Below are 24038 nucleotides of genomic sequence, written 5' to 3' on the forward strand. Positions count from 1 at the left end.
GCGCTCGCCCGACCAGCTCCGCCGGCCAAGCTACCCGTGGCGGAGCGGCCAACCGTGCACTAACTTTATCCTCGGACCACCTCGTGGGGGCCGATCAGTAGAAGGTGGACGCCCTTCACGTTGGACAGCCGGAGATGGGACATGTCGAGGGCGAGGCTCGGCTCGCGCTCGGGCTCGACCCAATCCGACACGTCGATGAGTTCACGCTGAAGGTGCCGGAGCAGGGAGGATGCCCGCTGGCGGTTGCGAAGGTTGCGGTGATCGTAAGCCATCGATTTGCGCCGACCATAAGCCGCCCAAGGGCGTCGTAGGGAGGTTCGGCCGGAGGCGTGAAAGCGACAAACGGGCCTATGGGAAGTGTGATCCTAGCAGCACCTCAGGTAGGAACACCCGAAAGCAGGGATGCGCAACTTAGCCTGTTTTGGCGCCGGAAATTTGCGTCCAATCTGGCATCGACCTTAGTACAGCGCATGCGTAACTTTGGGTCGCCCAGCAAACATGACTGGTGCGGAAGGAATCGATGTTCGTCCGCGTTACCAGGAACGGTGTCAGCGACGGTGAGCGATGTGTGTCCGCTGCAACCATGACAAGGCAGGCCGTCCGGGTCGGACGGCCTGAATGGGAAACGTGTGAGTCCAAACACCGCCGAGACCAATATCGGAACAGTGCCCTCTCGGGTTCGATCGTTTGGGGTAGGCGGTGTGGTTCGGGTGAGATTCAGGGGATCGGCGTCTGAGGAAGGCGTGCGATGCCTTCAGCCCTCAGCTCTCACGTGAGGGCAGGTTCGGATGCGGTCGCAGCCCGGTCGCGTACGCCCACGGCCTCCGCCAGCAGTTCGGCCACGAGGTCGGCCTGGGAGACGATGCCGACGAGCCGATCGTCCGGACCGACGACAGGCAGGTGTGATAGGCCGTCATCGGACATCCACGGCACGAGGTCGGCGATAGGCGTGTCGGCGCGGACGGACCGGACGGGGCTGGTCATGATGTCCTCGACGCTGCCGTGCGGGGCGCGGCCACGGGCCAGGGTGAGGGCGAGGCGCCGCGCGACCCCGAGGCGCGGTCCGGGCCGCTCCCACACGGTCTTGTCGAGGAGGTCCGTCTGCGTGACGATCCCGAGGATGCGAGCGCCTTCGTCGGTCACCGGCAGCGCTTTGACGCGGTGGTGGCGCAGGAGGCCGAGGGCTTCGTGCAGGGGCGCTTGCGGCGCCACGGCGATGACGTTGCGGGACATGATGGCCGCGCAGGTGATCGGGCCGGCGGCACGCCGCCGATACCCTTCGAGCTGAACTCGCCCCAGGATCGCCGCGAGGTCGTCGCGTGCCACATCCAAGACGCCATCATACGCGGCCAGGACCGCGTCCAGATCTGCGTGGGTGACGCTCCGGGTGGACGGCGCTGGATCGGCGGTGCCGTGCCCGGGGGCGGCCCGGTGCGGATAGGCCCGTCCGGTGAGGTTGTTGAACACGATCGCGACGGCGAGGATCGCGACCGAATTGGCGCCCACGGGCCATAGGACGAAACCGTAGCCGAGGTCGTGGATGGCCGGGCCGCCGAGTACCGCCGTGAGGGCGACGGCGCCGCTCGGCGGGTGAAGGCAGCGCAGGGTCGTCATCAGGGCGATGGCAGTGCCGATCGCCACCGACGCCGCCGCGAGGGGATCCGGGATCGCGGCCGCGGCCGTGACGCCGACGAGGGCCGCGACGCCGTTGCCGCCGAGGATCGACCAGGGTTGGGCGAGCGGGCTCGCCGGGACGGCGAAGAGCAGAACCGCCGAAGCGCCCATGGGGGCGATGAGCACCGGCAGCACCGCGTCGGCTCCCAGGGCGAGGCGGGCGATCAGCCCCGTGACCAGGATGCCGACGAGGGCACCTGCCGCCGCACGCAGGCGCTCGCGCCGGCTCGGCGGCGGAGTGTCCGGCAGGAGCTGACGCAGGAACAGTCGCATCGTCGGAGCGGGCCTCGGCGTTCTATTTAGGCGGAAGGCTGCCGACCGATTCGTAGCGGGAGAGCGTGGCGCGGCAATCGGGGCCGAGCGTGACCGGTGTGATCACGACGCGCACGGCGCGCCCCGGGGCGCGCCGATTGGTTGTCAGGCGGAGGCCGATCCTAGACGGCGCGAGCCTGATGCAGGTGCTCGATCTGCTGCTGGGTGTAGCCGAGGTCGAGCAGCACTTCGTCGGTGTGCTCGCCGAGCAGCGGCGAGGCCTTGATGTCGACACTCATGTCCGAGAACTTGATCGGGCTGCCGACGGTCAGGTACGAGCCGAGCTTCGGGTGCTGCACCTCGACGACGGTGCCGCTGGCGCGGAGCGACGGATCGACGGACAGTTCCTTCATCGACAGGACCGGCGAGCACGGGATATCGAACTTGCGCAGGATGTCGACGGCCTCGAACTTGGTCTTGTCGGCGAGCCAGGCCTCGATGACCGCGAACACGTCGAAGATCTTGTCCTGGCGGGCGCGGGCGGTGTTGTAGGCCGGATCATCGATCCACTCCTCCTTGCCGATGGCCTTGCAGATCGGCGCCCAGGCATGACCCTGGATGGTGAAGTAGATGTAGGCGTTGGGGTCGGTCTCCCAGCCCTTGCACTTGAGCACCCAGCCCGGCTGGCCGCCGCCGCCGGCGTTGCCGCCACGCGGCACCACGTCGGTGAATTCGCCGTGGGGATATTGCGGGTATTCCTCGAGGTAGCCCAGGGCATCGAGGCGCTGCTGGTCGCGCAGCTTCACCCGGCAGAGGTTGAGCACCGAATCCTGCATCGACACGGCGACCTTCTGGCCGGTGCCGGTCTTGTTCTTGTGGTGGAGCGCCGTGAGGATGCCGATGGCGAGATGCATGCCGGTGTTGGAATCGCCGAGCGCGGCGGCGCTGACGGTGGGCGGCCCATCCCAGAAGCCCGTGGTGGAGGCAGCACCCCCGGCGCACTGCGCCACGTTCTCGTAGACCTTGAGGTCCTCGTAATGGTGACCGTCCGAGAAGCCCTTCACCGAGGCGAGGATCATGCCCGGGTTCAGTTCCTGAATGCGCGCCCAGGAAAAGCCCATGCGATCAAGGGCACCGGGGCCGAAATTCTCGACCATCACGTCCGACTGCCGGATCAGCGTCTCCAGGACTTCCTTGCCCTCGGGCGTCTTGGTGTCGAGGGTGAGCGAACGCTTGTTCGAATTCAGCATGGTGAAGTAGAGGGCGTCGGCATCCTCGACGTGGCGTAACTGCGTGCGGGTCACGTCGCCGGAGCCCGGCCGCTCGACCTTGATCACGTCGGCGCCGAACCAGGCGAGCAATTGCGTGCAGGCGGGTCCGGCCTGGACGTGGGTGAAGTCGATGATCTTGATACCCTCGAGCGGCTTGCTCATGGTGGCGTTCTCCCTGATCGGTCGGTGACGGACACGCTGGTCTGTTGAAAGGCCCGCTTCGCTGCGGGTCTGGTGTTGGCCTTGGCGGCTTGTGGCCCGGTCAGGCCGTCTCCACCGCGCCCTGGGGCAGGACACGGGATTCCAGTTCGGCGACGCGGCGGCGCAGGTCGCGCTCCTCGGTCCAGCGCCGCGTCTCGTCGCGGATGATGGCGGCGATGCCCGTCACCGCGCCGTCGGGGCGGTGCAACAGCCCCACCGTGAAGGCGATGGAGAGGGCATGGCCGTCCTTGTGGATCGCCGGAACCCGCAGAACGTCGGCGCCGTACTTGGTGATGCCGGTCCGCATGGTCTCGAAGTAGCCGTCCCAGTGGCGCCGGCGCTGGCGCTCCGGGGTGATGAGATCGAGGGACTGGCCCATCGCCTCCGCGGCCGTGTGGCCGAAGATACGCGTGGCGGCGGCGTTCCAGACCACGATGGCGCCCGACGGATCGGACACCACCACGGCATCACCGATGGCTTCCACCAGACCGAGGACGTCGAACGCCTGTGCGGGGGCTCCGCCGGGATCGGCCATCGTTCAGCGCGTGCTCAGGGTGTCTTCGCTGCGCAGCACCACAGACGTTCGCAAGTGCAGCAAGGACGGAACGAAGTGGCGTCGAGGGATCGTCACGCGCATGATCGGTTCCTCCGGGCTTTGATTCGACATCGACGGCAACGAGAGCCGCAACGACAGTCTCCTGGGCGTGACGAGGACTTGCTTTTTCTGTCCGCCCGTTGTTGGTATTTGGTATGCCAAGCATTTCGGACTGTCAACCGACCATCCTGCCCGCCTCGGAGGAGCTGTCCTGCTCTCCTGCACTCGCGGGCGCCAAAGCGCCGCTCGGTCCGGCAGCGCCGGCGGGTCCGGCCGCCGTCGACGCGGCGGCCGGCCGTGGTCCAGGCATTCGGATCACCCAGGACGCCGCCTATCGCTTCACCGTGGATTTCGGCGGCCTCGCCGCGGTCCTGTCCGTCGACGAGGCGCCCCCCGCCGGTGAGGGGTTCGGTCCTTGCCCGGAACAGCTCCTCGTGGCGGCGGTCTCGAACTGCCTGTGCGCCTCCATGGTGTTCGCCCTCGGCAAGTTCCGCCAGGAGGCGGGCGGCGTGGCGGCGGATGCCCATTGCCGGATCGTGCGAAACGCCGAAGGGCGCCTGCGGATCGGCGGAATCGAGGTCGCCATCGCGCTGGGCGCATCGGCCGAGGCTATGCCGCGCCTCGACCGGGTGCTGGAGCAGTTCGAGCGCTTCTGCACCGTGTCGCAGAGCGTCGAGGCCGGGATTCCCGTGGCGGTGACCGTCGCGGACGGCACCGGGCGGCGCCTGCGCTGACACCGAATCGAGATCACAGCGAAGGGAAACATCAGCGATGCCCAAGACCGACCGCTCACGCGCCGAGGCACCCGAAGACCTTGCCCGCCTCTTCCATGCCCGCGCCAATGCGGGTGATGTCGAGGGCCTGGTCGCCCTCTACGAACCGGAGGCCGTCGTGGCGGCCGGCGCCGTCGTGGCCACGGGCCATGCCGAGATCCGGACGTTCTACGCCGACCTGCTTGCGCGCAAGTCGAACTTTCCGGCCGTCGAGGCCCTGCCGGCTCTGCGCAACGGCGACCTCGCCATGACCTTCGCGCGCCTGCCCAATGGGCAGATCTCCGTGGAGACGGCGCGCTTGCAGGCCGATGGCGGCTGGCTCTGGGTGATCGACCAGCTCAAGATCAAACCCCTCACCCCGGCGGACGCCGCATGACCCGGACTCTCGCCGGCCCGACGGAACCCGACGCCGTCGCCCTCGCGCCGGAGCTCACAGGGCGACTCGGCTTCGCCCATCGCCTGCCGACGACGACGCCCCTGCCGCCCGGCCGGCACGCCCTCGGCCTGTTCGACAATCGTGACGCTGTTCTAGTGGTGCCCGAGGGGTTGGCGCCCGGCCGACCCGTGCCGTTGGTGGTGCTGTTCCACGGCGGCGGCGGCAGCGCGGAGCGGATCCTGCCGATGCTTGAGGCCCATGCGGCGGCGGAGGGGTTCCTGCTGCTGGCGCCCCAATCGCTGTTCCCGACCTGGGATCTCGTGATCGGCGGCCACGGCCCGGATCGGGAGCGCCTGTCCGTGGCCCTGGCGGCGGTGGCGGCGCGGTTTCCCCTCGATCCGGCGCGGCTCGTCTTCGCGGGGCATTCCGACGGCGGCAGCTACGCCCTGTCCCTCGGCCTCGCCAACGGCGACGTGGTCACCCACGTCGTCGCATCCTCGGCCGGGTTCCTATCCGTACACCTGCAGGTCGGTGCGCCCCGGATCTTCGTCTCCCACGGCACACGCGACGAACAGATCCCCATCGACCGCAGCGCTCGCGTCCACGTCGCACGCCTGCGTGCCGCCGGCTACGCCGTGACGGCGGTCGAGTATGACGGCCCGCACGCCCACCAGCCGGAGATCGTCGCCCAGGCGGTGGCTTTCCTTCGCGCAACGGTGGAAACTTGAGCTGCTAGGCTCGTCAGGACCGCAACCGTGAAACGGCCTCCTCCGCCCGTAGGCCGGCGAGGTCGGCTGGTGCGACGGCATCGAGCGGCTCGGGAAGGGAGCCGGGTCGGGACGGCAGAACGCCAACGTAGAACATACGACTTCTAGCTCGACTGTTATATCATTTCAAATAGGAGATTCATTTCAGCAGCGGTGTCAGGCGATGCTGAGACCCGACGCGCATGATCGGCGGCGTCATGGGAGGTTTGGCGATGTCGGATGACGATGCACTGTATGCGCCAGCGGTCCCACGCAACCGGGAGCCCATCGGCGCGGCTTTGGCTAGCGTTCTGCCGCGCTTCGGCACCGTGCTGGAAGTGGCGAGCGGCACGGGTGAGCATGCCCTCCACTGGGCGGCGACGTTTCCCCATCTGATCTGGCAGCCGAGCGATCCGGACCCGGTGGCACGGCGCAGCATCGTCGCCCACACCCGCGCGGCGGCATGCGCCAATCTCCGTCCCCCGCTGGACCTCGACGTGTCCATGCCGCATTGGCCGATATCCCGCGCCGATGCCATCGTGTGCATCAACATGATTCACATCGCACCCTGGGCCGCGACGCCAGGGTTGATGGCCGGCGCCGTCCGCTTGCTGCCGCCGGGCGGGGTACTGGTCCTGTACGGTCCATTCCGAGAGCACGGAGTACGGCTCGCGGACAGCAACGCCGCCTTCGACGCAGACCTGCGCGCCCGCGATCCGGCCTGGGGGCTGCGCGACCTTTCGGCCGTGACCCGTGCTGCCGAAGCCCACGGCCTCGCCCTCTCCCAGCATGTCGCCATGCCGGCCAACAACCTGTTCGTGGTGTTTCGCAAGGTTGATCCGGCGCGATGAAGCGCCTGGATGCGTGCCGGATCGCACCCTCGCCCTCGAAGGAGAATGAACGTTCATTGACGTGAGAATGAACGTTCATTATACAGATTGGACAAGCAGGAGTTGGTGATGGTCCTTCCCCATCGTGGCCGCTGGCCGGAATTCTACGCCGTGGAGACCGAGGCCCCGTCCTCCGGGCGCCCCGTGGCGCTCCTCCGCGCGGTCTTCACCCCGGCGAACCTCGTGGTGATGGGCACCCTGGCCTTTGGCTGGCTCGCCCTCATCGGCTGGACCGGCGCCGGGCCGGACAGCTGGCAGGCCCGTGTCTGCGCCGACCTCGACCTTCAGCCCCGCGCCTGCGCCATGGTTCAGTCCTCCGGGACGGCCTCGTGAGCGCGGCCCTCGGCACCGTCATCGACGCGAGGAGCGGTCAGGCGGCGCGGCGCGAGCACATCCTCGACGCGGCGGAAGCCTGCTTCGTGCGCAACGGCTTCCACCGCACCACCATGCAGGATTTGGCCCGCGAGGCGGCCATGAGCCCAGGCAACTTCTACCGCTACTTCGAATCCAAGGAGGCGTTGATCCTCGGGTGGGCCGAGCGCGAGCGCGAGCGCGGCGTCGTCCTGGTCGAGAACCTGGAGCGGGCGGGCGACCGGCGCGCGGCCTTCCTGGGCGTCATCACGCAGTATTTCCAGCGGATCAAGCGCGAAGCGGCGGTGCTGCGCCTCGACATCTGGTCGGAAGCAACGCGCAACCCGGCCATCGCCGCCATGACGAAGAGCGCCGACGCCGAGGCCCGCGACTGGTTCATCGAAACCCTTGCGGCGCTGGCCACTGACCCGGCCTGCGATCCGCACGCGGTCTACGCAATCCTCGATCCCCTGATGAAGGGGCTCGTCGTCAGCCGGGCCCTGATCCCGGGCTTCGATACGGCCGTTGCGGCGGCGCATCTCCGGGCCACCATCGAGGCCGGTCTTGCCGGCCGCCTCCCTGCCCCATCCCCCTCGGAGCCGACCTGATGATCCCGTTGCGCGCACGGACCCTCGGCGCCGTCCTCCTGTCGTTGTCCGCTGCCGGCCCGGCATCCGCCGACGTGGCTTCCGTGAAGGCCCCGCCCCTCCCCGCCGTCAGTGTGGTCGAGGCCCAGCGTCGCGAGATCGTCGAGACCGTGACGGTCACCGGAACTCTGGTCCCGCGCGACGAAATCCTGGTGACGCCGGAGATCGACGGCACCCGCATCACCGAAGTGCTCGCGGAGGAAGGCATGCGGGTCGAGCGCGGCCAGGTCCTGGCACGCCTGTCCCGCGACCTCATCGACCGGCAACTCGCCCAGCAGAAGGCGCTCATCGACAAGGCGGCGGCCTCCGTGCCCCAGGCCCAGAGCACCATCGAGCAGGCCGAGGCCGCCGAGACGGAGGCCCGCCTGTCCCACGACCGCGCCCGCCAATTGCTCCAGACGGGCAATGGCACCGCCGTGATCCTGGAAGGCCGCACCTCCGTGCTGCGCCAGGCGGAGGGCAAGCTCGCGTTCGCCCGCAATGGCCTCATCATCGCCAAGGCCGAACTCGCCCAGGCGCAGGCCGTGCGCGACGAGCTCGAGCTGCGTCTTGCCCGAACGGAAATCCGTGCCCCGGAGGCCGGCATCGTCAGCCGTCGTACGGCCCGCGTCGGCATGGCGGCCTCGGGGACGGCCGAGCCCCTGTTCCGCCTCATCGCCCGCGGCGAGATCGAGCTCGAGGGCGAGGTCATCGAGACCAGGCTGCCGCAGATCCGGGAGGGCAAGCCCGCCTGGATCGTACTCGGCGACGGCGAGCGGGTGCAGGGCAGCGTGCGCGCCATCTACCCGGAGGTCGACAAGGCGAGCCGGCTCGGCAAGGTCCGGGTGCGCCTCGACGCCGACTCGCGCCTGCGCATCGGCACCTTCGCGCGCGGCGGCGTCGAACTCGCCCGCACCCGCGACGTCACCGTGCCCCAGGCCTCCATCCTTTACGGCGCCGATCGGCGCAGTACCGTGCTGGTCGTGACTGGCGACCGGGTCGAGTCCCGCGTGGTCCGCACCGGCCTGTCCGACGACGACAGCATCGAGGTCCGCCAGGGCCTCGCAGAGGGCGAGCAGGTGGTCGCCCGCGCCGGCTCCTTCCTGCGAGACGGCGACCGCGTGCGCCCCATCGCGGTCGCCGGCCCGGCCGCCCTCGTGGCGGCGACGCCTTCGCCGCTGGCCACCGCCGAGGCCGGCGTTCCGTAGGGTCGCAATACCTCGATCCGGCCTGCGACCACGAACCTGCCTGAACGCATGCCGTATTCTCTCGCAGAAGCACCCTGACCGATGCGCCTGAACATCTCGGCTTACGCGATCCGCAAGCCCATCGGCCCCCTTGTCCTGTTCCTCGTGCTCATCGTCCTCGGCCTCGTCAGCTTCCGAGGCCTCGCCGTCACGCGCATGCCCAACGTCGATGTGCCGATCGTCTCCGTGGCGATCACGCAGGCGGGTGCGGCGCCCTCCGAATTGCAGACCCAGGTGACCAAGTGGGTCGAGGATTCCATCGCGGGTGTGCGCGGAGTCAAGCACATCACCTCGTCGATCACCGAGGGCTCGTCCGTCACCACCGTCGAGTTTCGCCTCGAGGTGAACACCGACCGGGCCGTCAACGACGTCAAGGACGCGATCTCCAAGATCCGCATCAACCTGCCGCGCACCATCGACGAGCCGGTGATCAGCCGCGTCGAGATCGCCGGTCTGCCGATCCTGGTCTACGGCGTCACCGCCCCCGCCATGCTGCCGGCCGACCTGTCCTGGCTGGTGGAGGACAAGATCGCCCGCACCCTCCAGGGGGTGAAGGGGGTCGGCGGCGTCGAGCGCGTCGGTGGCGTCGCCCGCGAGATGCGCGTGGTGCTCCAGCCCGACCGGCTCTTGGCGTTGGGCATCACGGCGGCGGACGTGAATCGGCAGCTGCGCATCACCTCCGCCGACATGGCGGGCGGGCGCGGCGAGGTCGGCGGACGTGAGCAATCGATCCGGACGCTTGCCGCCTCCCGCACCCTGCGAGACCTCAAGGCGACCTCCATCGTGTTGCCGGGCGGCCGCAAGGTGCGCCTCGACGACCTCGCCACCGTGGAGGATTCCATCGAGGAGCCGCGTACCTTCGCGCGCTTCAACGGCAATCCCGTGGTGGCGTTCACGGTCTCGCGCGGTTCGGGCGCCAGCGACGCCGAGGTGGCGGCGGCGGTGGAGAAGAAGATCGCCGAATTCGCCACCACCTACCCCGACCTCGTGTTCGAGCAGATCGATTCCTCGGTCTCGGCCACCATCGGCTCTTACGATTCGGCCATGCACACCCTCATCGAGGGCGCGGTGCTCGCCGTCATCGTGGTGTTCCTGTTCCTGCGCGACTGGCGCGCGACGCTCATCGCGGCCGTCGCCCTGCCGCTCTCGGTGTTCCCGACCTTCTGGGCCATGGACGCCATGGGGTTCACCCTCAACGGCATCTCCCTGCTGGCCATCACCCTGGTGACCGGCATCCTCGTCGACGATGCCATCGTGGAGATCGAGAACATCGTCCGGCACATGCGGCTCGGCAAATCGCCCTACCGCGCCGCCATCGACGGCGCCGACGAGATCGGCCTCGCGGTCATCGCCATCACGGCGACCCTCATCGCGGTGTTCGCGCCGGTCTCGTTCATGGGCGGCATCGCCGGACGCTACTTCATCCAGTTCGGCCTCACCATCGCGGTGTCGGTGTTCATGTCGCTTTTGGTGGCACGTCTGATCACGCCGATGTTGGCTGCCTATTTTTTGCGCGATCATGGCCATGCGGAGGAAGCGGAGGGCCCGGTGATGCGGGCCTACGGCCGCCTCGTCGGCTGGTCCGTGCGCCACCGCTTCATCACCCTGATCGTCGGTCTGGCCCTGTTCGCCGCTTCCCTCGCCTCCACGGGCCTGCTGCCCTCCGGATTCGTGCCGAAGCAGGACATGGCCCGCACCCTGCTCATGGTCGAACTCGCCCCCGGCGCGCGCCTCGCTGACACCATCGCGGCCTCCGACCGGGTGGCGGCGCGCATCCGCGCCCTGCCGGAGGTGGTCTCGGTCTTCGTCGACGGCGGGCGGCAGGTCGGCGGCAAGAAGGAGACGCGCCTCGCGACCTTCATCGTCAACCTGACGCCGAAGAACCAGCGCACGAAAAAGCAGGGTGCCGTGGAGGCCGTGATCTCGGCCCTCATCGCCGAGGAGCCGGACATCCGCTCGTGGGTGCTTCGCGATTCGGGCCAGCGCGATCTCGCCCTCGTGGTCGGCGGCCCCGACACGGCGGTGGTCTCGGAGGTCGCCGCCCGGCTGCAGCGCGACATGGCGGCGATCCCCCACCTCGTCTCGGCGATGTCGACGGCGCCCCTCAACCGCACGGAGGTCCGCATCCGCCCGAAGGAGGGCTCGGCCGCCGATCTCGGCGTCTCCACCGATGCCATAGCGGAGACCGTGCGGGTGGGAACCATCGGGGACATCGGCCTGAACCTCGCGAAGTTCAACGCCTCCGACCGGCAGGTGCCGATCCGGGTGCAACTGCCCGAGAGCGCGCGCGGCACCGTCGCGCGCCTGGAGACCCTCAAGGTTCCGGCCAAGAACAACGCCGCCGTGCCCCTGGCGGCCGTCGCCGACATCGAACTCGGCCAGGGGCCGGGCGCCATCGACCGCTACGACCGCGTGGTCCGCGTCGCCGTGGAAGCCAACATGGAGGGCTCGGACGCATTGGGCTCTCTCATCGCCCAGGCCCTCGATACCCCGACGGCGAAGAACCTCCCGCCCGGCGTGACCATCCGCCAGACCGGCGACGCCGAGATCATGGGCGAGGTGTTCTCGGGGTTTCTCATGGCCATGGGCGCCGGAATCATGATGGTCTACGCCGTCCTCGTGCTGCTGTTCGGCTCGTTCCTGCAGCCCCTCACCATCCTGTTCTCCCTGCCGCTCTCCATCGGGGGCGCCATCCTGGGCCTGCTCCTGCTCAACATGCCCATCTCCATGCCGGTGGTCATCGGCATCCTGATGCTCATGGGTCTGGTGACGAAGAACGCCATCATGCTCGTGGACTTCGCCGTCGAGGAGATGGCCCGGGGCGTCGACCGGGTCACCGCCATCGTCGATGCCGGCCGCAAGCGCGCCCGCCCAATCATCATGACGACCCTCGCCATGGCGGCCGGCATGGTGCCCTCCGCCATGGCCCTCGGCGTCGGCGGCGAGTTCCGCGCGCCCATGGCGGTAGCGGTGATCTCGGGGCTGATCGTCTCGACCCTGCTGTCCCTGGTGTTCGTGCCGGCGGTGTTCCTGCTCATGGACAGCCTCGGCAACGTCCTCGGCCGCCTCCTTGGCCGTATCGTCGGGGCCCGCGACGAGGCCCCGGACAGCTCCGTCTCCCACGGGGTGTGAGGAGACGGACGACGCGTCTCGAACGAACAACGCGCCTTCGCGGGGTTCCTCGCCCCGCTCGCCTTCGGCATGAACCCTCTCACGAGTGGCGCGGGTTCCTCCCGCTGTCAGGAGCGGGAGCGCGGCGGTTCACCACGCCGGTGGTTGCGATTCTCGGAAAGAGACCGTTCGGATAGGTCAGCGCCGACTGGGGGGATTCCTTTCTCCAGTCCGGTCGGGCTGGCCGACAGTTTGCATACAGTTTCTCGTCCGGGCTCGGCCCACCGAAGGAACCTGTGTGCGCATGATCGATTCAACGACGCGTCGGACCACGCCCGCCCACGCCAAAGGACGCCTTCTCGCGATCACCCTGCTGTCGGGTCTGATGATGCCGGCGGCCCTCGCGCAGGGCGTCCTCAAGATCGGGATGACCGCCTCCGACATTCCGCTGACCACCGGTCAGGCCGACAATGGCGGCGAGGGTATGCGGTTCACCGGCTATACGGTCTATGACGGCCTCATCAACTGGGACCTGTCCTCGGCGACGAAGCCCTCGGTGCTGGCGCCGGGCCTCGCCACGAGCTGGACCGTGGACCCGGTCGACAAGACCAAGTGGACGTTCAAGCTGCGGGAGGGCGTGACCTTCCACGACGGCTCGCCCTTCACTGCCGAATCGGTGGTGTGGAACCTCGACAAGCTCCTCAAGACAGACGCGCCGCACTTCGATCCGCGCCAATCCGCGCAGGGGCGCTCCCGCATCCCGGCGGTGGCAGGCTACCGCGCCGTCGATCCGACCACCCTCGAGGTGATCACCAAGAATCCCGACGCCACCCTGCCCTACCAGATCGCCTGGATCATGATCTCGTCGCCGGCCCAGTGGGAGAAGCTGGGCAAGAGCTGGGATGCCTTCGCCAAGGCCCCATCTGGAACCGGTCCGTGGAAAATGACATTGTTCGCGCCGCGCGAGCGCGCCGAGATGGTGCCGAACAAGGCGTACTGGGACACGGCGCGGGTGCCCAAGCTCGACAAGCTCGTGCTGGTGCCCCTGCCGGAAGCCAACGCCCGCGTGGCCGCGCTCCGCTCGGGCCAGGTCGATTGGATCGAGGCGCCGCCGCCCGACGCCGTGGCGTCGCTGAAAGGCGCCGGCTTTTCCATCGTCACCAACGCCTATCCGCACAACTGGACCTGGCATCTGTCGCGCGTCGAGGGCTCGCCGTGGAACGACATCCGCGTGCGCAAGGCCGCCAACCTCGCCGTCGACCGCGAAGGCATGAAGGAGATGCTCAACGGCCTGATGATCCCGGCGCAGGGCTTCATGCCGCCGGGCTCGGCCTGGTTCGGCAAGCCGACCTTCAAACCGGGCTATGATCCGGAAGCCGCCAAGAAGCTCCTGGCGGAGGCCGGCTACGGGCCGAAGAAGCCCATCGTCACGAAGATCCTCATCGCGCCGTCCGGATCGGGCCAGATGCAGCCCCTGCCGATGAACGAACTCATCCAGCAGAATCTCGCCGACATCGGCATCAAGGTCGAGTTCGAGGTGGTGGAGTGGAACACCCTCATCAACCTGTGGCGCGGCGGCGCGAAGGCGGACATGTCCCGCAACGCCACGGGCATGAATTTTTCGTACTTCATCCAGGACCCCTTCACGGGGTTCATCCGCCATCTCCAATGTAACCTTGCTTCGCCCAACGGCACCAACTGGGGCCATTACTGCGACCCCGAGATGGACAAGCTGTTCGACGCGGTGCGCACCACCTTCGATCCGGCAGAGCAGACCAAGGTTCTGGAGAAGGTCCACGAGAAGTACGTCGACGAGGCCCTGTTCCTGATGGTGGCGCACGACACCAATCCCCGGGCCATGAGTCCGAAGGTGAAGGGCTTCGTCCAGGCGCAGAACTGGTTCCAGGATTTCTCGCCGATCTCCATGGGCAAGTGACCGGAGGCGCATCCATGTCGCCCCCACCCGATCACCTCATCCTGAGGCGCCGGAGCGAAGCGGAGGCCTCGAAGGAGGCCTCCAGCCTCTGTCGAGGCCGTTGGAACCATCCTTCGAGGCCCGCTTCGCGGTCACCTCAGGATGAGGGCTGCGGGCGGGACGGCCCACTCACTGAGGTGTTCCCATGCTGAGATTCATCCTCCAGCGCCTCCTCACCGTCACGCCCGTGGCGCTGGGCGTCAGCGTGGTGTGCTTCCTCCTCGTCCACCTCGCCCCCGGCGACCCGTTGAGCGCCGTACTCCCGGTGGACGCCACGCAGGAGACCATCGACGCCATGCGGGCGGCCTACGGCTACGACAAGCCGCTGCCCGTCCAGTACGTGATCTGGCTCTGGCACGTGCTCCAGGGGGATCTCGGCATCTCCATCGCCACCGGGCGGCCCGTGGCACAGGAGGTCGGTCGCGCCGTGGTCAACAGCCTGATCCTCGCCTCCGTTGCGACGCTCATCGGCTTCACCTTCGGCATGGTCTTCGGTTTCGTCGCCGGATACTTCCGCAACTCGATCCTCGACCGCCTCGCCTCCGCCGTGTCGGTATTCGGGGTCAGCGTGCCGCATTACTGGCTCGGCATGGTGCTGGTGATCGTGTTCTCGGCCCAGCTCGGCTGGCTGCCGCCCACCGGCGCCGGCCCGGACGGCTCGGGCAACTGGCGGCCCGATTTCGAGCATTTGCGCTACATCATCCTGCCGGCCCTCACCATGTCGGTGATCCCCATGGGGGTCATCGCCCGCACGGTCCGGGCCCTGGTGGGCGACATCCTGGCCCAGGATTTCGTCGGGGCGCTGCGGGCCAAAGGCATGAGCGAGTTCGGCGTGTTCCGGCACGTCGTCAAGAACGCGGCCCCCACGGCGCTGGCCATCATGGGCCTGCAGCTCGGCTACCTGCTCGGCGGTTCGATCCTCATCGAGACGGTGTTCGCCTGGCCGGGCACGGGCTTCCTCCTCAACGCCGCGATCTTCCAGCGCGACCTGCCCCTGCTGCAGGGCTCGATCCTCGTCCTGGCGATGTTCTTCGTCGCCCTCAACCTCATCGTCGACGTCGTGCAGACGGCGCTCGACCCGCGCATCGAGAGGGGCTGATGGCACACACGATCGCACCGGCCATCGACATCGCAGGCGGGGCTTCTCCCGCCTCGTCCACCCCCGACGCCTTCGTGGCCTCGCGGGGTTTCTGGGGGCAGGTCGGCCACAAGCTCGTCCGCGATCCCGTGGCGATGGTGGCGGCCTGCATCATCCTCGCCATCGTGGCCGTGGCGATCCTGTCGCCGTGGATCACCCCCATGGATCCGTATCGCGGCTCGATGCTGCGCAGGCTCAAGCCCATCGGCGACGCCACCTACATCCTCGGTTCGGACGAGCTCGGCCGCGACATGCTGAGCCGCCTGATGATGGGCGGGCGCCTGTCGCTGTTCATCGGCGTCACCCCGGTCATCTTGGCCTTCGTCATCGGCTCGGGGATCGGGATCCTCGCCGGCTACGTCGGCGGCTGGGTCAATACCGTGTTGATGCGGACCGTCGACGTGTTCTTCGCGTTCCCGTCCGTGCTCCTCGCCATCGCGCTCTCGGGCGCGCTGGGGGCCGGTGTGTTCAACTCCATCGTCTCGCTGACCTGCGTGTTCGTGCCCCAGATCGCCCGCGTGGCCGAGAGCGTGACCACGCAGATCCGCTCGCGCGACTACGTCGATGCCGCCCGGCTGTCGGGTGCCTCGACGTTCACGATCCTCCGGGTGCAGGTGCTCGGCAACGTGCTGGGGCCGATCTTCGTCTACGCCACCAGCCTCATCAGCGTGTCGATGATCCTCGCTTCCGGCCTGTCGTTCCTCGGCCTCGGGGTGAAGCCGCCGGAGCCCGAATGGGGCCTGATGCTGAACACCTTGCGCACGGCGATCTACGTGAACCCCCTGGTCGCGGCGCTGCCGGGGCTCGCCATCTTCATCGTGTCGATCTCGTTCAACCTGTTCTCGGACGGGCTCCGGTCCGCTATGGAGGTGAAGTCGTGAGCGTCCTGACAGGCACCGTTCCGCACGACCGCGACCGGGGCGGCCCGGCCCAGCCCCTGCTCTCCATCGACGGGCTGGTGAAGCACTTCCCCGTCAAGAAGGGGATCGGCGGCAAGAAGGCTGTGGTCCGCGCCGTAGACGGCGTCGATTTCAACATCCTGAAAGGGGAGACCCTCGGGATCGTCGGAGAATCCGGCTGCGGCAAGTCAACGACGGCGCGGCTCATCATGGGGCTGATGCCGCACGATGCCGGCGAGTTGCTGTTCGACGGCGAGCGCATCGGCGGGCGCGCCCTCCCCTGGCGGGAGTTCCGCGCCCAGACCCAGATGGTGTTCCAGGACAGCTACGCCTCCCTCAACCCGCGCATGACCATCGAGGGCTCCGTGGCGTTCGGGCCGCGGGTGCACGGCGTGCCGAAACGCCAGGCCATCGAGCGGGCGCGCTCGCTCCTCGCCCGCGTCGGCCTGGAGCCCTCGCGCTTCGCCGCGCGCTATCCGCACGAACTTTCCGGAGGGCAGCGCCAGCGCGTGAACATCGCCCGCGCGCTGGCCCTGGAGCCGCGCCTCGTGGTCCTCGACGAGGCGGTCTCGGCCCTCGACAAGTCCGTGGAGGCGCAGGTGCTGAACCTGCTCATGGATCTCAAGCAGGAATTCGCCCTCACCTACCTGTTCATCTCCCACGACCTCAACGTCGTGCGCTTCATCTGCGACCGGGTGGCGGTGATGTATCTCGGTCAGGTGGTGGAGATCGGCCCCGCCGACACCGTTCTGGCCGACCCGGCCCATCCCTACACGGCGGCCCTCCTGTCCTCGATGCCCTCCATGGACCCGGACGCGCGCACCGAGGTGGCGCCGCTGGCTGGCGACCCGCCCAACCCCATCGATCCGCCGGCGGGTTGCCGCTTCCACCCGCGCTGCACCCTGGTGGAGGAGGTGTGCCGGACGCGAGCACCGTCCCTCGCCCCCGTCGATCCCCAGCACCGCGTTGCCTGCCTCGCCCGCCAGCCGGGCTCCGGCCACTCCGCCGCCCCCACCCTGTCGGTGGCCGCATGAGCCGGCCTCCTCATCACCGAAGGCTGACCGGATCGAGCGCGGCTCCCCTCTCCTGCAAGGAGAGGGACAGGGTGAGGTGTGTGACCTCTTCGGATATGGATCATACCGCATCCCAATCCTCTCCTTCCAGGAGAGGGATCCGGTTGCACCCCACGATAGCCCGGAGGGCTCGCCCATGAGCAGCGGACTCGCAAAGGAGCCCGCCGTCGCCATCCGGGGCCTCCGCGTGGTGTTCGGGGGCGTGGTCGAGGCCGTGGACGGCGTCGATCTCACCCTGGAGCGCGGCCAGGCCGTGGCGCTGATCGGCGAATCGGGGTCCGGCAAGAGCGTGACCCTGCGTGCCATCATGCGGCTCAACCCCGAACGCAAGACGCGGATCGAAGGGGAGATCCTGGTCTCCGGCCAGGATGTCATGAGGCTGTCCCCGAAAGCGCTCCGCGCCCTGCGGGGACGCGCGGTGGCGATGATCTTCCAGGAGCCGCTCCTCGCCCTCGATCCGGTCTACACGGTGGGGAAGCAGATCACCGAGGCGATCCGCCAGCACGAGACCATCGGTGCCGAGGCCGCACGCCGGCGGGCCCTCGAGCTGTTCGAACGCGTCCGCATTCCGTCCCCGGAACGGCGCCTCGACGCCTATCCGCACGAGATGTCGGGCGGCATGCGCCAGCGCGCTATGATCGCCCTCGCGCTCGCCTGCCGGCCGCAGGTGCTGCTCGCCGACGAGCCGACCACGGCGCTGGACGCCACGGTGCAGATCCAGATCCTGCTGCTCCTGCGCGAGCTGCAGGCCGAACTCGGCCTCTCGACGCTCTTCGTCACCCACGACCTCGGCGCCGCCGTGGAGGTCGCCGACCGCATCGCCGTGATGTATGCCGGCCGGATCGTCGAGGAGGGCTCCGCCCGCGACGTGGTGCTCAACCCCCACCACCCCTACACCATCGGCCTCCTGCGCAGCCGCGCCGACGGGGCGCTCGCCAAGGGCTCGCGTCTGAAGACGATCCCGGGCTCGCCCCCGGACCTCGCCAACCGCCCGCCTGGCTGCCCCTTCGCCCCGCGCTGCTTCCTCGCGGAGGAAAGATGCCACGTCGACGCCCCCCCGGACGTCGCCGTCGCGCCGGGACACCGGGCGGCGTGCTGGCGTACGGACACGGCGCAGGCCGCGTTCCAGGGCGACCGGGCACGGGTCCTCGAAGCGGCTCACTAGACCGGCCGGTCCTTGGCCTTCGGACGGGGGCCACGGGTGCGCGCGTCTCCCTTCGTGGGGGAGCCCTCATCGATCAGCGAACAAGGAGCCCGCATGGGCACGGCACGGCACAACCTGCGCGTGGACGGCGCGCGCCTCTGGTCCACCCTCATGGAGACGGCGGCGTTCGGCGGAACCCCGGCGGGCGGCATCAACCGCCTCACCCTGTCGCTGGAGGACGGGCAGGTCCGCGACTGGTTCCGCAACGCCTGCGAGGCCGCCGGGCTGACCGTCGGCACCGACGAACTCGGCACCCAGTTCGCCCTCAGGCCGGGCCGGGACATGAGCCGGCGGCCCATCGCCACGGGCTCGCACCTCGACACCCAGCCGACGGGCGGGCGCTTCGACGGCATCCTCGGCACCCTGGCGGGGCTGGAGATGGTCCGCACCCTCAACGATGCGGGTATCGAGACGGAGGCGCCGATCCTGCTCGTCAACTGGACCAACGAGGAGGGCTCCCGCTACGCCCCCGCCACCATGGCGTCGGGCGCCCATGTGGGCACCTTCACGGTGGCCGACATCCTCGCCCGGGCGGATGCGGATGGGATCAGCGTGGCGGAGGCCCTGGCCCGCCTTGGCATCGTCGCCACGGAACCTACGGGGTCACGGGCCATCGGCGCTTTCGTCGAGCTTCACATCGAACAGGGGCCGATCCTGGAGGCGGAGCAGAAGACCATCGGGGTGGTGGAGGGCGGTCAGGGCATCATCTGGTTCGACGGCACGGTGACGGGATTCGAGAGCCATGCGGGCACCACGCCGATGCCGCGCCGACGCGACGCGCTCACCGGCCTCGCCGAAGTGGCCTTGGCCGTCGAGCGCATCGCCCACGCGCACGGCCCGAGCGCTGTCGCGACCATGGGCGAGGCGGTGATCGGCGCGCCGTCCCGCAACGTGATCCCCGGCCGGGTCCGCTTCACCCTCGATGTGCGTGATCCCCATGCCGCGACCCTCGACGCCATCGACACGGATCTGCGCGCGGCGCTCGCCGAGATCGCCGCACGTCGCAACCTCGCCATCACCCTCGACGCCGTGTGGCGCCAGGAGCCGGTGCCGTTCGATCCCCGCCTCGTCGCCCTTGTGGAGCGGGGCGCCGAGAGCCTCGGCCTGCCCCACCGCCGCATGGTCTCGGGCGCCTCGCACGACGCCTGCAACCTCGCTCTCCGGGTGCCCACCGCGATGATCTTCGTGCCGTGCAAGGATGGCATCAGTCACAACGAGTCCGAGTCGGCGACGCAGGCCGACTGTACCGCCGGGGCCGACCTCCTGCTCCAGACGGTTCTGACCCTCGCGAGCTCACCGGCGGCGCCTTGACGCCTTGGAGGACCGACGAACCGGCGGCGCGCTTTCCCTCCGCCGGCCCCTGCCGCGTGCCGAAGCTCCAAGGTGCAGATTGACAAGCGCCCGCTTCCAACCCCGGCAGTTCGTGCCGTCGCTCCCCCGGGCCGATCCGGCGGAATTGCGTTAGGGGGCGATCGCGCTGACAGCGATTACTGTCGCGGATCACTGGGGTCGGTAGCGATCCGACCACGGTCGTGGCATCGTAGCCGCGACAGCATTGCCTGCCTTCCTCGGTTTGGATCCGGAAATGCAATCGGTCCGTGTGTGGTGTCACACGAAAACGCGCATACGCTCGTGAACCGGCCTGCGCCGTACCCGTTGGAAGGGAGCAGCTCCACCTCGCCAAGGACCACGCCCGTGACACCGAAACTCCTCGTCGGCGCCCTCATCCTCTCCTTCGGAACCGTCAGCGCCGCCGTGGCACAATCTCCGGCCGAAACTGGTACTGGCGGGGATGTCACGACGACATCGCGCGCCGCCAACACCACCTCGGTCGGCCAGACCAAGCCTCCCGGCGCCGCAACGGGTGGAGAAGTCGACCGGAATGCCGATCGGCTCACGAATCAGCAGAAGAAAGACAACGAGATCACCAAGGGCATCTGCATCGGCTGCAATTGACCGCACGCAGGAGTTTACGGGCTTCACAGAGGCTAACCAGTATCCGGAAGTCCAGCCACTGGCGAAGTAAGCCTGTGGAGGAGGCATCAATGAAGCCGGGCCACGTGGCCGACGGGGTTTCCATCGAATCGGTGTCGCGTCATTGGATTGGAGCGTCGCCTCTGCAAGTGCTCATACCTGCCCTGCACCCGCATCATCGGTTTCACGAAAGCTGTGCGGCTTCGATGGTGCGGATCGCATTCCATGCGACGGAGCGGCGCCGGTGGCCTCGCGGCTCGGACCGCTCCGATCGACTGAATTCGCCCGCGATAGCACCTTTCCGCGTGACTGGCTGAACGCCCGCGTCCAATCGCCGAACGACATTTGTACGGTTCGGATCACTCACACACGCAGCGCGGCAAGTAGCGTCAAGATTTCGCGCAGGAAGTTCAGCAAGCGCGTAAAACGTGGACAATTTCCATTGCAAGGCTGCGGGACCGAGCCCTTCAATGAGAAATAATTACTATGAAATTCCTCCTACTTTCTAACTTGAATTAGTTTTCTGAATGGTATCTAAGTAAGGATACCGAATCTGGCTCAAACGATCAAACCCAGTACCCGACAGGCAAATGAAACAGTCCTTTCGATACAGGCCCCGCCATGCCCCCGCATCTCGATCAAACCGGTTTACAGAATAGACTTCTGGCCAATCTGCGGCCGGATCTATTCGAGGCGCTCGCTCCACATCTCACGTCCGTATCGCTGGACCAGCATCATGTCGTCGAAACGTCCCTCGAGACGATCTCGCATGTGTGTTTTCCTGGCCCGGGTATCATTTCTATTGTCGCTCGAACGCCAGGCGATATCGGAATGGAAACGGGTTTGGTTGGCCCGGAGGGTATGACGGGCCTTCCGCTTCTCTACGGGGTCGAGCAGGCGCCGTACGATGCTTTCGTGCAGATCCCATGTCGGGTTCTACGTATCCCGGCCTCAGACTTTCAGGAGGCTTTGGCTACGAACCGCATCCTGCATCTGCATCTGCTGCGCTACGCCTATGCCTTTTCGATTCAAGTGGCGCAGACGGCTCTGTGCAACGGGCGCTTTCCCATCGAACAGCGCCTGGCCCGTTGGTTGCTCATGAGCCACGACCGCCTCGGTCGCGAGGACATCACACTGACGCACGAGTTCCTGTCCCTGATCCTCGGCGTGCGCCGCGCCGGCGTGACGATGGCTCTGCACGGCCTCGTAGCCCGGGGAGCCGTCGCGATCCATCGCGGCATGATCGTGATCCGCGATCGCGCCCTACTGCTCGGCACGGCAGCGGGTGCGTACGGGCTACCCGAATCCGTGTACGCCGACGTCATGCCGGGCGTGTCGGAGGCGCGCGCCGCTTGAGGGTTCGCGCCGGAGCCTCGACACAACACGACTTGTGCAACAATTCGAACCCGTGGGTTCCGCTTTCGGCGACGAACTCGACAGCCGCTTCCCACGCGGCGAACATGGGAAAGGCCGATCCCAACATCAGGCCGGCGACCACACCGAGGGCACGGGCCAAGTCTCGGGAGGTCGGAGCGGTGAGCCCGACCAGTCGCGGCCGCGCATGCGTCCACCTTTTTCGCCGTCACCGGTTGGGAATGGTGGTGTCGTGGTCAACACTCGGCGCTCTGGGGCAAGGGATGCGCCGGTTCGCAGGTGTGTTCCATCCTCCGTATTCGTGTGGCCGCCTCGGGCGAGGTTGTGACGGCGTGAATGCAAACCTGTCGGCGGACGTTTCGAGGTCGGGCGTCCGAGGTCGGCGCGTCACGATCAGATTGATCGCGCTGGCCCATTGATGTCCGCCACGCTTGGAATGCCTGATAGAACGGCATCGCTGTGGCCCCGTCGGCGGCTCCTACCGGTTTGGCAATCCCCGCTGCTGCCGCTCGCGGCGGATGCTGTCGGCCTGGGCGATGATCTGCTCTCGAAGGCCTTCGAGACCGTTTCGCGTCTTTTCGTGCCCAGCGTCAGCCAGCGACGGATCGGGGTAGCGCCGATCCCATTCCAGAACCATCGAGATCGTACTTGCCAGCTTCGTGACGTCGCCGAAGGCATACTCGTTCACCGGCCGCCCAATCATCTCGATAAGCGCGGCGAAAAGAGCCGGGTGCCCCGTCGGATCAAGATCGCGATGCGCTGCCAGGTAGCTACGATAGCGCAACTGTCCAGCATAAAACCAGAATGCCGCCTCGTCTCCGCGACCCACCTTGAGAAGGGCCTGCGCCTTCGCCATCACGTCGCCCGGAGGAAGCCTTGCCGCGGCCTCGGCGCCGTCGGGCAGGCTGATCCCCTGTGCCGTCGCTGGGAAGGCCGGCAAGGAGGTCCATAGCGCAACGATCGACAACGCGCCGGCCCGGAGCCACGATCTGCGATCCACCATGCTACACCTCTTTCTTTCTACCGACGGTCCGGCATCACGGCTCGCCTTCGGTAGCTCCCCTCAGCTCCGGCTTAGAGCAGACGGTTCTGTTCGGCGCTCTTGAAGGGACGACGCGCTCGAAGAATTCCTACGCCCGCCAATCCGGGAGCGCTTCGGGCGTCCCTTCGAGCCAGCCCGGGATCGGCAGGCCGCGCTCTCTCAGGAAGCCTGGGTTGAACAGCTTCGAGGCGTACCGGGCGGCACCGTCGCACAGGATCGTCACGATGGTGTGGCCCGGACCGAGTTCCCGCGCCAGCCGGATCGCTCCCGCGACGTTGATCCCCGATGAGCCCCCGAGACTGAGGCCCTCCTCGCGCATGAGGCCGAAGACGTGGTCGAGGGCCTCGCGGTCTGGGATGCGGAATGAATGGTCCGGCCGAAAATGTTCGAGGTTGCGGGTCACCCGGCCCTGGCCGATGCCCTCTGTGATGGAGGAGCCCTCGGCCTTCAGGGTGCCGTCGGTGTAGTAGGCGTGCAGCGCCGAGCCCTCCGGGTCCGCGAGCGCGATGCGGATGCTGGGCTTCAGGGCGCGCAGGGACTGCGCCGTGCCGGCCAGGGTCCCGCCGGTGCCGGCCGCGCAGACGAATCCGTCGACGGCGCCGTCCGTGGCGGCGAAGATTTCCGGGCCGGTGGTCTCTACATGGGCCTGCCGGTTGGCGACGTTGTCGAACTGGTCGGCGAAGAACGCGCCTGCCGGCTCGGTGGCACTGAGCGCCTCGGCGAGGCGGCGCGCGGCGTGGACGTAGTTGTTCGGGTTCGAGAACGGCACCGCCGGCACCTCGACGAGACGGGCGCCCGCGAGCCGCAGGGTTTCCTTCTTCTCGGCCGATTGCGTCTCGGGAATCACGATCACCGTGCGGTAGCCGCGCACGGATGCGACGAGGGCGAGGCCGATACCGGTGTTGCCGGCGGTGCCCTCCACGATGGTGCCGCCGGGGCGGATGAGCCCGCGCGCCTCCGCGTCCCGCACGATGGAGAGGGCGGCGCGGTCCTTCACCGACAGGCCTGGATTCAGGAACTCGGCCTTGCCGAGGATCGTGCACCCGGTCTCCTCGGAAGCGCGCGCCAGCCGGATCAGCGGCGTGCCGCCGATGGCCGAGAGGATGTCTTGATGCCGCGTCATGGGGCGTGCCGTTCCGTAGGAGATCCGTCGCGCGTCGACTCGCCGCCATCCGCCCTCGCCCACGACAGCCGGCCGGCGCGACGCGCGCATGGGAAGGAATCGAGGATTCCCGCCCCGATCTCA

Annotated in this window: 22 protein-coding genes; 16 read left to right on the plus strand and 6 right to left on the minus strand. The window is 68.1% G+C overall.

The features are described 5' to 3' along the window. Positions 1–65: 65 nt before the first annotated feature. The 4 genes from ASF25_RS11690 to ASF25_RS11705 all read right to left on the minus strand — a co-directional run bounded on the left by ASF25_RS11690 (position 66) and on the right by ASF25_RS11705 (position 3933). Positions 66–272, minus strand: coding sequence for a hypothetical protein (locus tag ASF25_RS11690; RefSeq protein ID WP_056304814.1), 207 nt, complete (start codon positions 270–272; stop codon positions 66–68). A gap of 496 nt (positions 273–768) precedes the next feature. After that, positions 769–1947: an HPP family protein gene (locus tag ASF25_RS11695; protein ID WP_056304817.1), complete on the minus strand. Its 1179-nt coding sequence runs from the start codon at positions 1945–1947 to the stop codon at positions 769–771. 161 nt (positions 1948–2108) lie between these two features. Further along, on the minus strand, positions 2109–3359 hold the full coding sequence (gene frc / locus ASF25_RS11700) for a formyl-CoA transferase (protein WP_056174328.1): 1251 nt from the start codon (positions 3357–3359) through the stop codon (positions 2109–2111). 100 nt (positions 3360–3459) lie between these two features. Beyond that, a complete protein-coding gene (locus ASF25_RS11705; RefSeq protein WP_056304818.1) occupies positions 3460–3933 on the minus strand; it encodes a PAS domain S-box protein in 474 nt (157 codons plus the stop codon). 368 nt (positions 3934–4301) lie between these two features. Here ASF25_RS11705 and ASF25_RS11710 point away from each other — a divergent pair, with 368 nt between their 5' ends. From ASF25_RS11710 to ASF25_RS11785, 16 genes are all read left to right on the plus strand, one after another. Next, entirely contained in the window at positions 4302–4727 is a 426-nt protein-coding gene (locus ASF25_RS11710) for an OsmC family protein (RefSeq protein WP_056304868.1), read from the plus strand. Positions 4728–4764: 37 nt separating this feature from the next. Then, complete coding sequence (locus ASF25_RS11715) at positions 4765–5142, plus strand: nuclear transport factor 2 family protein (protein WP_056304820.1); 378 nt, start codon at positions 4765–4767, stop codon at positions 5140–5142. After that, the gene (locus tag ASF25_RS11720; RefSeq protein WP_056174322.1) at positions 5139–5870 is read left to right on the plus strand and encodes an esterase; all 732 of its coding nucleotides are present in this window, start codon (positions 5139–5141) and stop codon (positions 5868–5870) included. Before ASF25_RS11715 ends, ASF25_RS11720 begins: the two co-directional genes overlap by 4 nt. Positions 5871–6091: 221 nt before the next feature. Next, entirely contained in the window at positions 6092–6739 is a 648-nt protein-coding gene (locus tag ASF25_RS11725; RefSeq protein ID WP_056304823.1) for a DUF938 domain-containing protein, read from the plus strand. 108 nt (positions 6740–6847) lie between these two features. After that, a complete protein-coding gene (locus ASF25_RS11730; RefSeq protein ID WP_156368954.1) occupies positions 6848–7111 on the plus strand; it encodes a hypothetical protein in 264 nt (87 codons plus the stop codon). Further along, a complete protein-coding gene (locus ASF25_RS11735) occupies positions 7108–7737 on the plus strand; it encodes a TetR/AcrR family transcriptional regulator (protein WP_056304826.1) in 630 nt (209 codons plus the stop codon). Before ASF25_RS11730 ends, ASF25_RS11735 begins: the two co-directional genes overlap by 4 nt. Beyond that, on the plus strand, positions 7737–8963 hold the full coding sequence (locus ASF25_RS11740; RefSeq protein ID WP_056304828.1) for an efflux RND transporter periplasmic adaptor subunit: 1227 nt from the start codon (positions 7737–7739) through the stop codon (positions 8961–8963). Before ASF25_RS11735 ends, ASF25_RS11740 begins: the two co-directional genes overlap by 1 nt. A gap of 81 nt (positions 8964–9044) precedes the next feature. Continuing rightward, positions 9045–12134 carry an efflux RND transporter permease subunit gene (locus ASF25_RS11745; RefSeq protein ID WP_056304833.1) on the plus strand — a complete coding sequence of 1030 codons (3090 nt, stop codon included), beginning with the start codon at positions 9045–9047 and terminating at the stop codon, positions 12132–12134. Positions 12135–12498: 364 nt separating this feature from the next. Beyond that, positions 12499–14049 carry an ABC transporter substrate-binding protein gene (locus ASF25_RS11750; RefSeq protein ID WP_244472999.1) on the plus strand — a complete coding sequence of 517 codons (1551 nt, stop codon included), beginning with the start codon at positions 12499–12501 and terminating at the stop codon, positions 14047–14049. A gap of 184 nt (positions 14050–14233) precedes the next feature. Further along, on the plus strand, positions 14234–15187 hold the full coding sequence (locus ASF25_RS11755; protein WP_056304837.1) for an ABC transporter permease: 954 nt from the start codon (positions 14234–14236) through the stop codon (positions 15185–15187). Continuing rightward, a complete protein-coding gene (locus ASF25_RS11760) occupies positions 15187–16107 on the plus strand; it encodes an ABC transporter permease (RefSeq protein ID WP_056174309.1) in 921 nt (306 codons plus the stop codon). Before ASF25_RS11755 ends, ASF25_RS11760 begins: the two co-directional genes overlap by 1 nt. A 5-nt stretch (positions 16108–16112) precedes the next feature. After that, positions 16113–17159, plus strand: coding sequence for an ABC transporter ATP-binding protein (locus ASF25_RS11765; protein WP_200927295.1), 1047 nt, complete (start codon positions 16113–16115; stop codon positions 17157–17159). Positions 17160–17334: 175 nt separating this feature from the next. Further along, a complete protein-coding gene (locus tag ASF25_RS11770; protein ID WP_056304841.1) occupies positions 17335–18363 on the plus strand; it encodes an ABC transporter ATP-binding protein in 1029 nt (342 codons plus the stop codon). Between the two features lie 93 nt (positions 18364–18456). Further along, positions 18457–19713: a Zn-dependent hydrolase gene (locus ASF25_RS11775; protein ID WP_056304843.1), complete on the plus strand. Its 1257-nt coding sequence runs from the start codon at positions 18457–18459 to the stop codon at positions 19711–19713. A 384-nt stretch (positions 19714–20097) separates the two neighbouring features. Continuing rightward, on the plus strand, positions 20098–20358 hold the full coding sequence (locus ASF25_RS11780) for a hypothetical protein (protein WP_056304845.1): 261 nt from the start codon (positions 20098–20100) through the stop codon (positions 20356–20358). Between the two features lie 639 nt (positions 20359–20997). Further along, positions 20998–21732 carry a Crp/Fnr family transcriptional regulator gene (locus tag ASF25_RS11785; RefSeq protein WP_082502640.1) on the plus strand — a complete coding sequence of 245 codons (735 nt, stop codon included), beginning with the start codon at positions 20998–21000 and terminating at the stop codon, positions 21730–21732. A 496-nt stretch (positions 21733–22228) separates the two neighbouring features. Here ASF25_RS11785 and ASF25_RS11790 read toward each other — a convergent pair whose 3' ends face one another. Together ASF25_RS11790 and ASF25_RS11795 are read right to left on the minus strand one after the other, a co-directional pair. Further along, the gene (locus ASF25_RS11790) at positions 22229–22753 is read right to left on the minus strand and encodes a hypothetical protein (RefSeq protein ID WP_056304850.1); all 525 of its coding nucleotides are present in this window, start codon (positions 22751–22753) and stop codon (positions 22229–22231) included. A gap of 127 nt (positions 22754–22880) precedes the next feature. Continuing rightward, positions 22881–23915: a cysteine synthase A gene (locus ASF25_RS11795; RefSeq protein ID WP_056304851.1), complete on the minus strand. Its 1035-nt coding sequence runs from the start codon at positions 23913–23915 to the stop codon at positions 22881–22883. Positions 23916–24038: the final 123 nt, after the last annotated feature.

The sequence above is a fragment of the Methylobacterium sp. Leaf100 genome (genome assembly GCF_001422845.1).
Classification (GTDB): domain Bacteria; phylum Pseudomonadota; class Alphaproteobacteria; order Rhizobiales; family Beijerinckiaceae; genus Methylobacterium.

What these genes read in the sequence shown, in the direction of transcription:
- ASF25_RS11690 (WP_056304814.1), bottom strand. Translation starts at nt 272, where the DNA reads ATGGCTTACGATCACCGCAACCTTCGCAACCGCCAGCGGGCATCCTCC.
- ASF25_RS11695 (WP_056304817.1), bottom strand. Translation starts at nt 1,947, where the DNA reads ATGCGACTGTTCCTGCGTCAGCTCCTGCCGGACACTCCGCCGCCGAGC.
- frc (WP_056174328.1), bottom strand. Translation starts at nt 3,359, where the DNA reads ATGAGCAAGCCGCTCGAGGGTATCAAGATCATCGACTTCACCCACGTC.
- ASF25_RS11705 (WP_056304818.1), bottom strand. Translation starts at nt 3,933, where the DNA reads ATGGCCGATCCCGGCGGAGCCCCCGCACAGGCGTTCGACGTCCTCGGT.
- ASF25_RS11715 (WP_056304820.1), top strand. Translation starts at nt 4,765, where the DNA reads ATGCCCAAGACCGACCGCTCACGCGCCGAGGCACCCGAAGACCTTGCC.
- ASF25_RS11720 (WP_056174322.1), top strand. Translation starts at nt 5,139, where the DNA reads ATGACCCGGACTCTCGCCGGCCCGACGGAACCCGACGCCGTCGCCCTC.
- ASF25_RS11725 (WP_056304823.1), top strand. Translation starts at nt 6,092, where the DNA reads ATGATCGGCGGCGTCATGGGAGGTTTGGCGATGTCGGATGACGATGCA.
- ASF25_RS11730 (WP_156368954.1), top strand. Translation starts at nt 6,848, where the DNA reads ATGGTCCTTCCCCATCGTGGCCGCTGGCCGGAATTCTACGCCGTGGAG.
- ASF25_RS11740 (WP_056304828.1), top strand. Translation starts at nt 7,737, where the DNA reads ATGATCCCGTTGCGCGCACGGACCCTCGGCGCCGTCCTCCTGTCGTTG.
- ASF25_RS11745 (WP_056304833.1), top strand. Translation starts at nt 9,045, where the DNA reads ATGCGCCTGAACATCTCGGCTTACGCGATCCGCAAGCCCATCGGCCCC.
- ASF25_RS11750 (WP_244472999.1), top strand. Translation starts at nt 12,499, where the DNA reads ATGATGCCGGCGGCCCTCGCGCAGGGCGTCCTCAAGATCGGGATGACC.
- ASF25_RS11755 (WP_056304837.1), top strand. Translation starts at nt 14,234, where the DNA reads ATGCTGAGATTCATCCTCCAGCGCCTCCTCACCGTCACGCCCGTGGCG.
- ASF25_RS11760 (WP_056174309.1), top strand. Translation starts at nt 15,187, where the DNA reads ATGGCACACACGATCGCACCGGCCATCGACATCGCAGGCGGGGCTTCT.
- ASF25_RS11770 (WP_056304841.1), top strand. Translation starts at nt 17,335, where the DNA reads ATGAGCAGCGGACTCGCAAAGGAGCCCGCCGTCGCCATCCGGGGCCTC.
- ASF25_RS11775 (WP_056304843.1), top strand. Translation starts at nt 18,457, where the DNA reads ATGGGCACGGCACGGCACAACCTGCGCGTGGACGGCGCGCGCCTCTGG.
- ASF25_RS11785 (WP_082502640.1), top strand. Translation starts at nt 20,998, where the DNA reads ATGCCCCCGCATCTCGATCAAACCGGTTTACAGAATAGACTTCTGGCC.
- ASF25_RS11790 (WP_056304850.1), bottom strand. Translation starts at nt 22,753, where the DNA reads ATGGTGGATCGCAGATCGTGGCTCCGGGCCGGCGCGTTGTCGATCGTT.
- ASF25_RS11795 (WP_056304851.1), bottom strand. Translation starts at nt 23,915, where the DNA reads ATGACGCGGCATCAAGACATCCTCTCGGCCATCGGCGGCACGCCGCTG.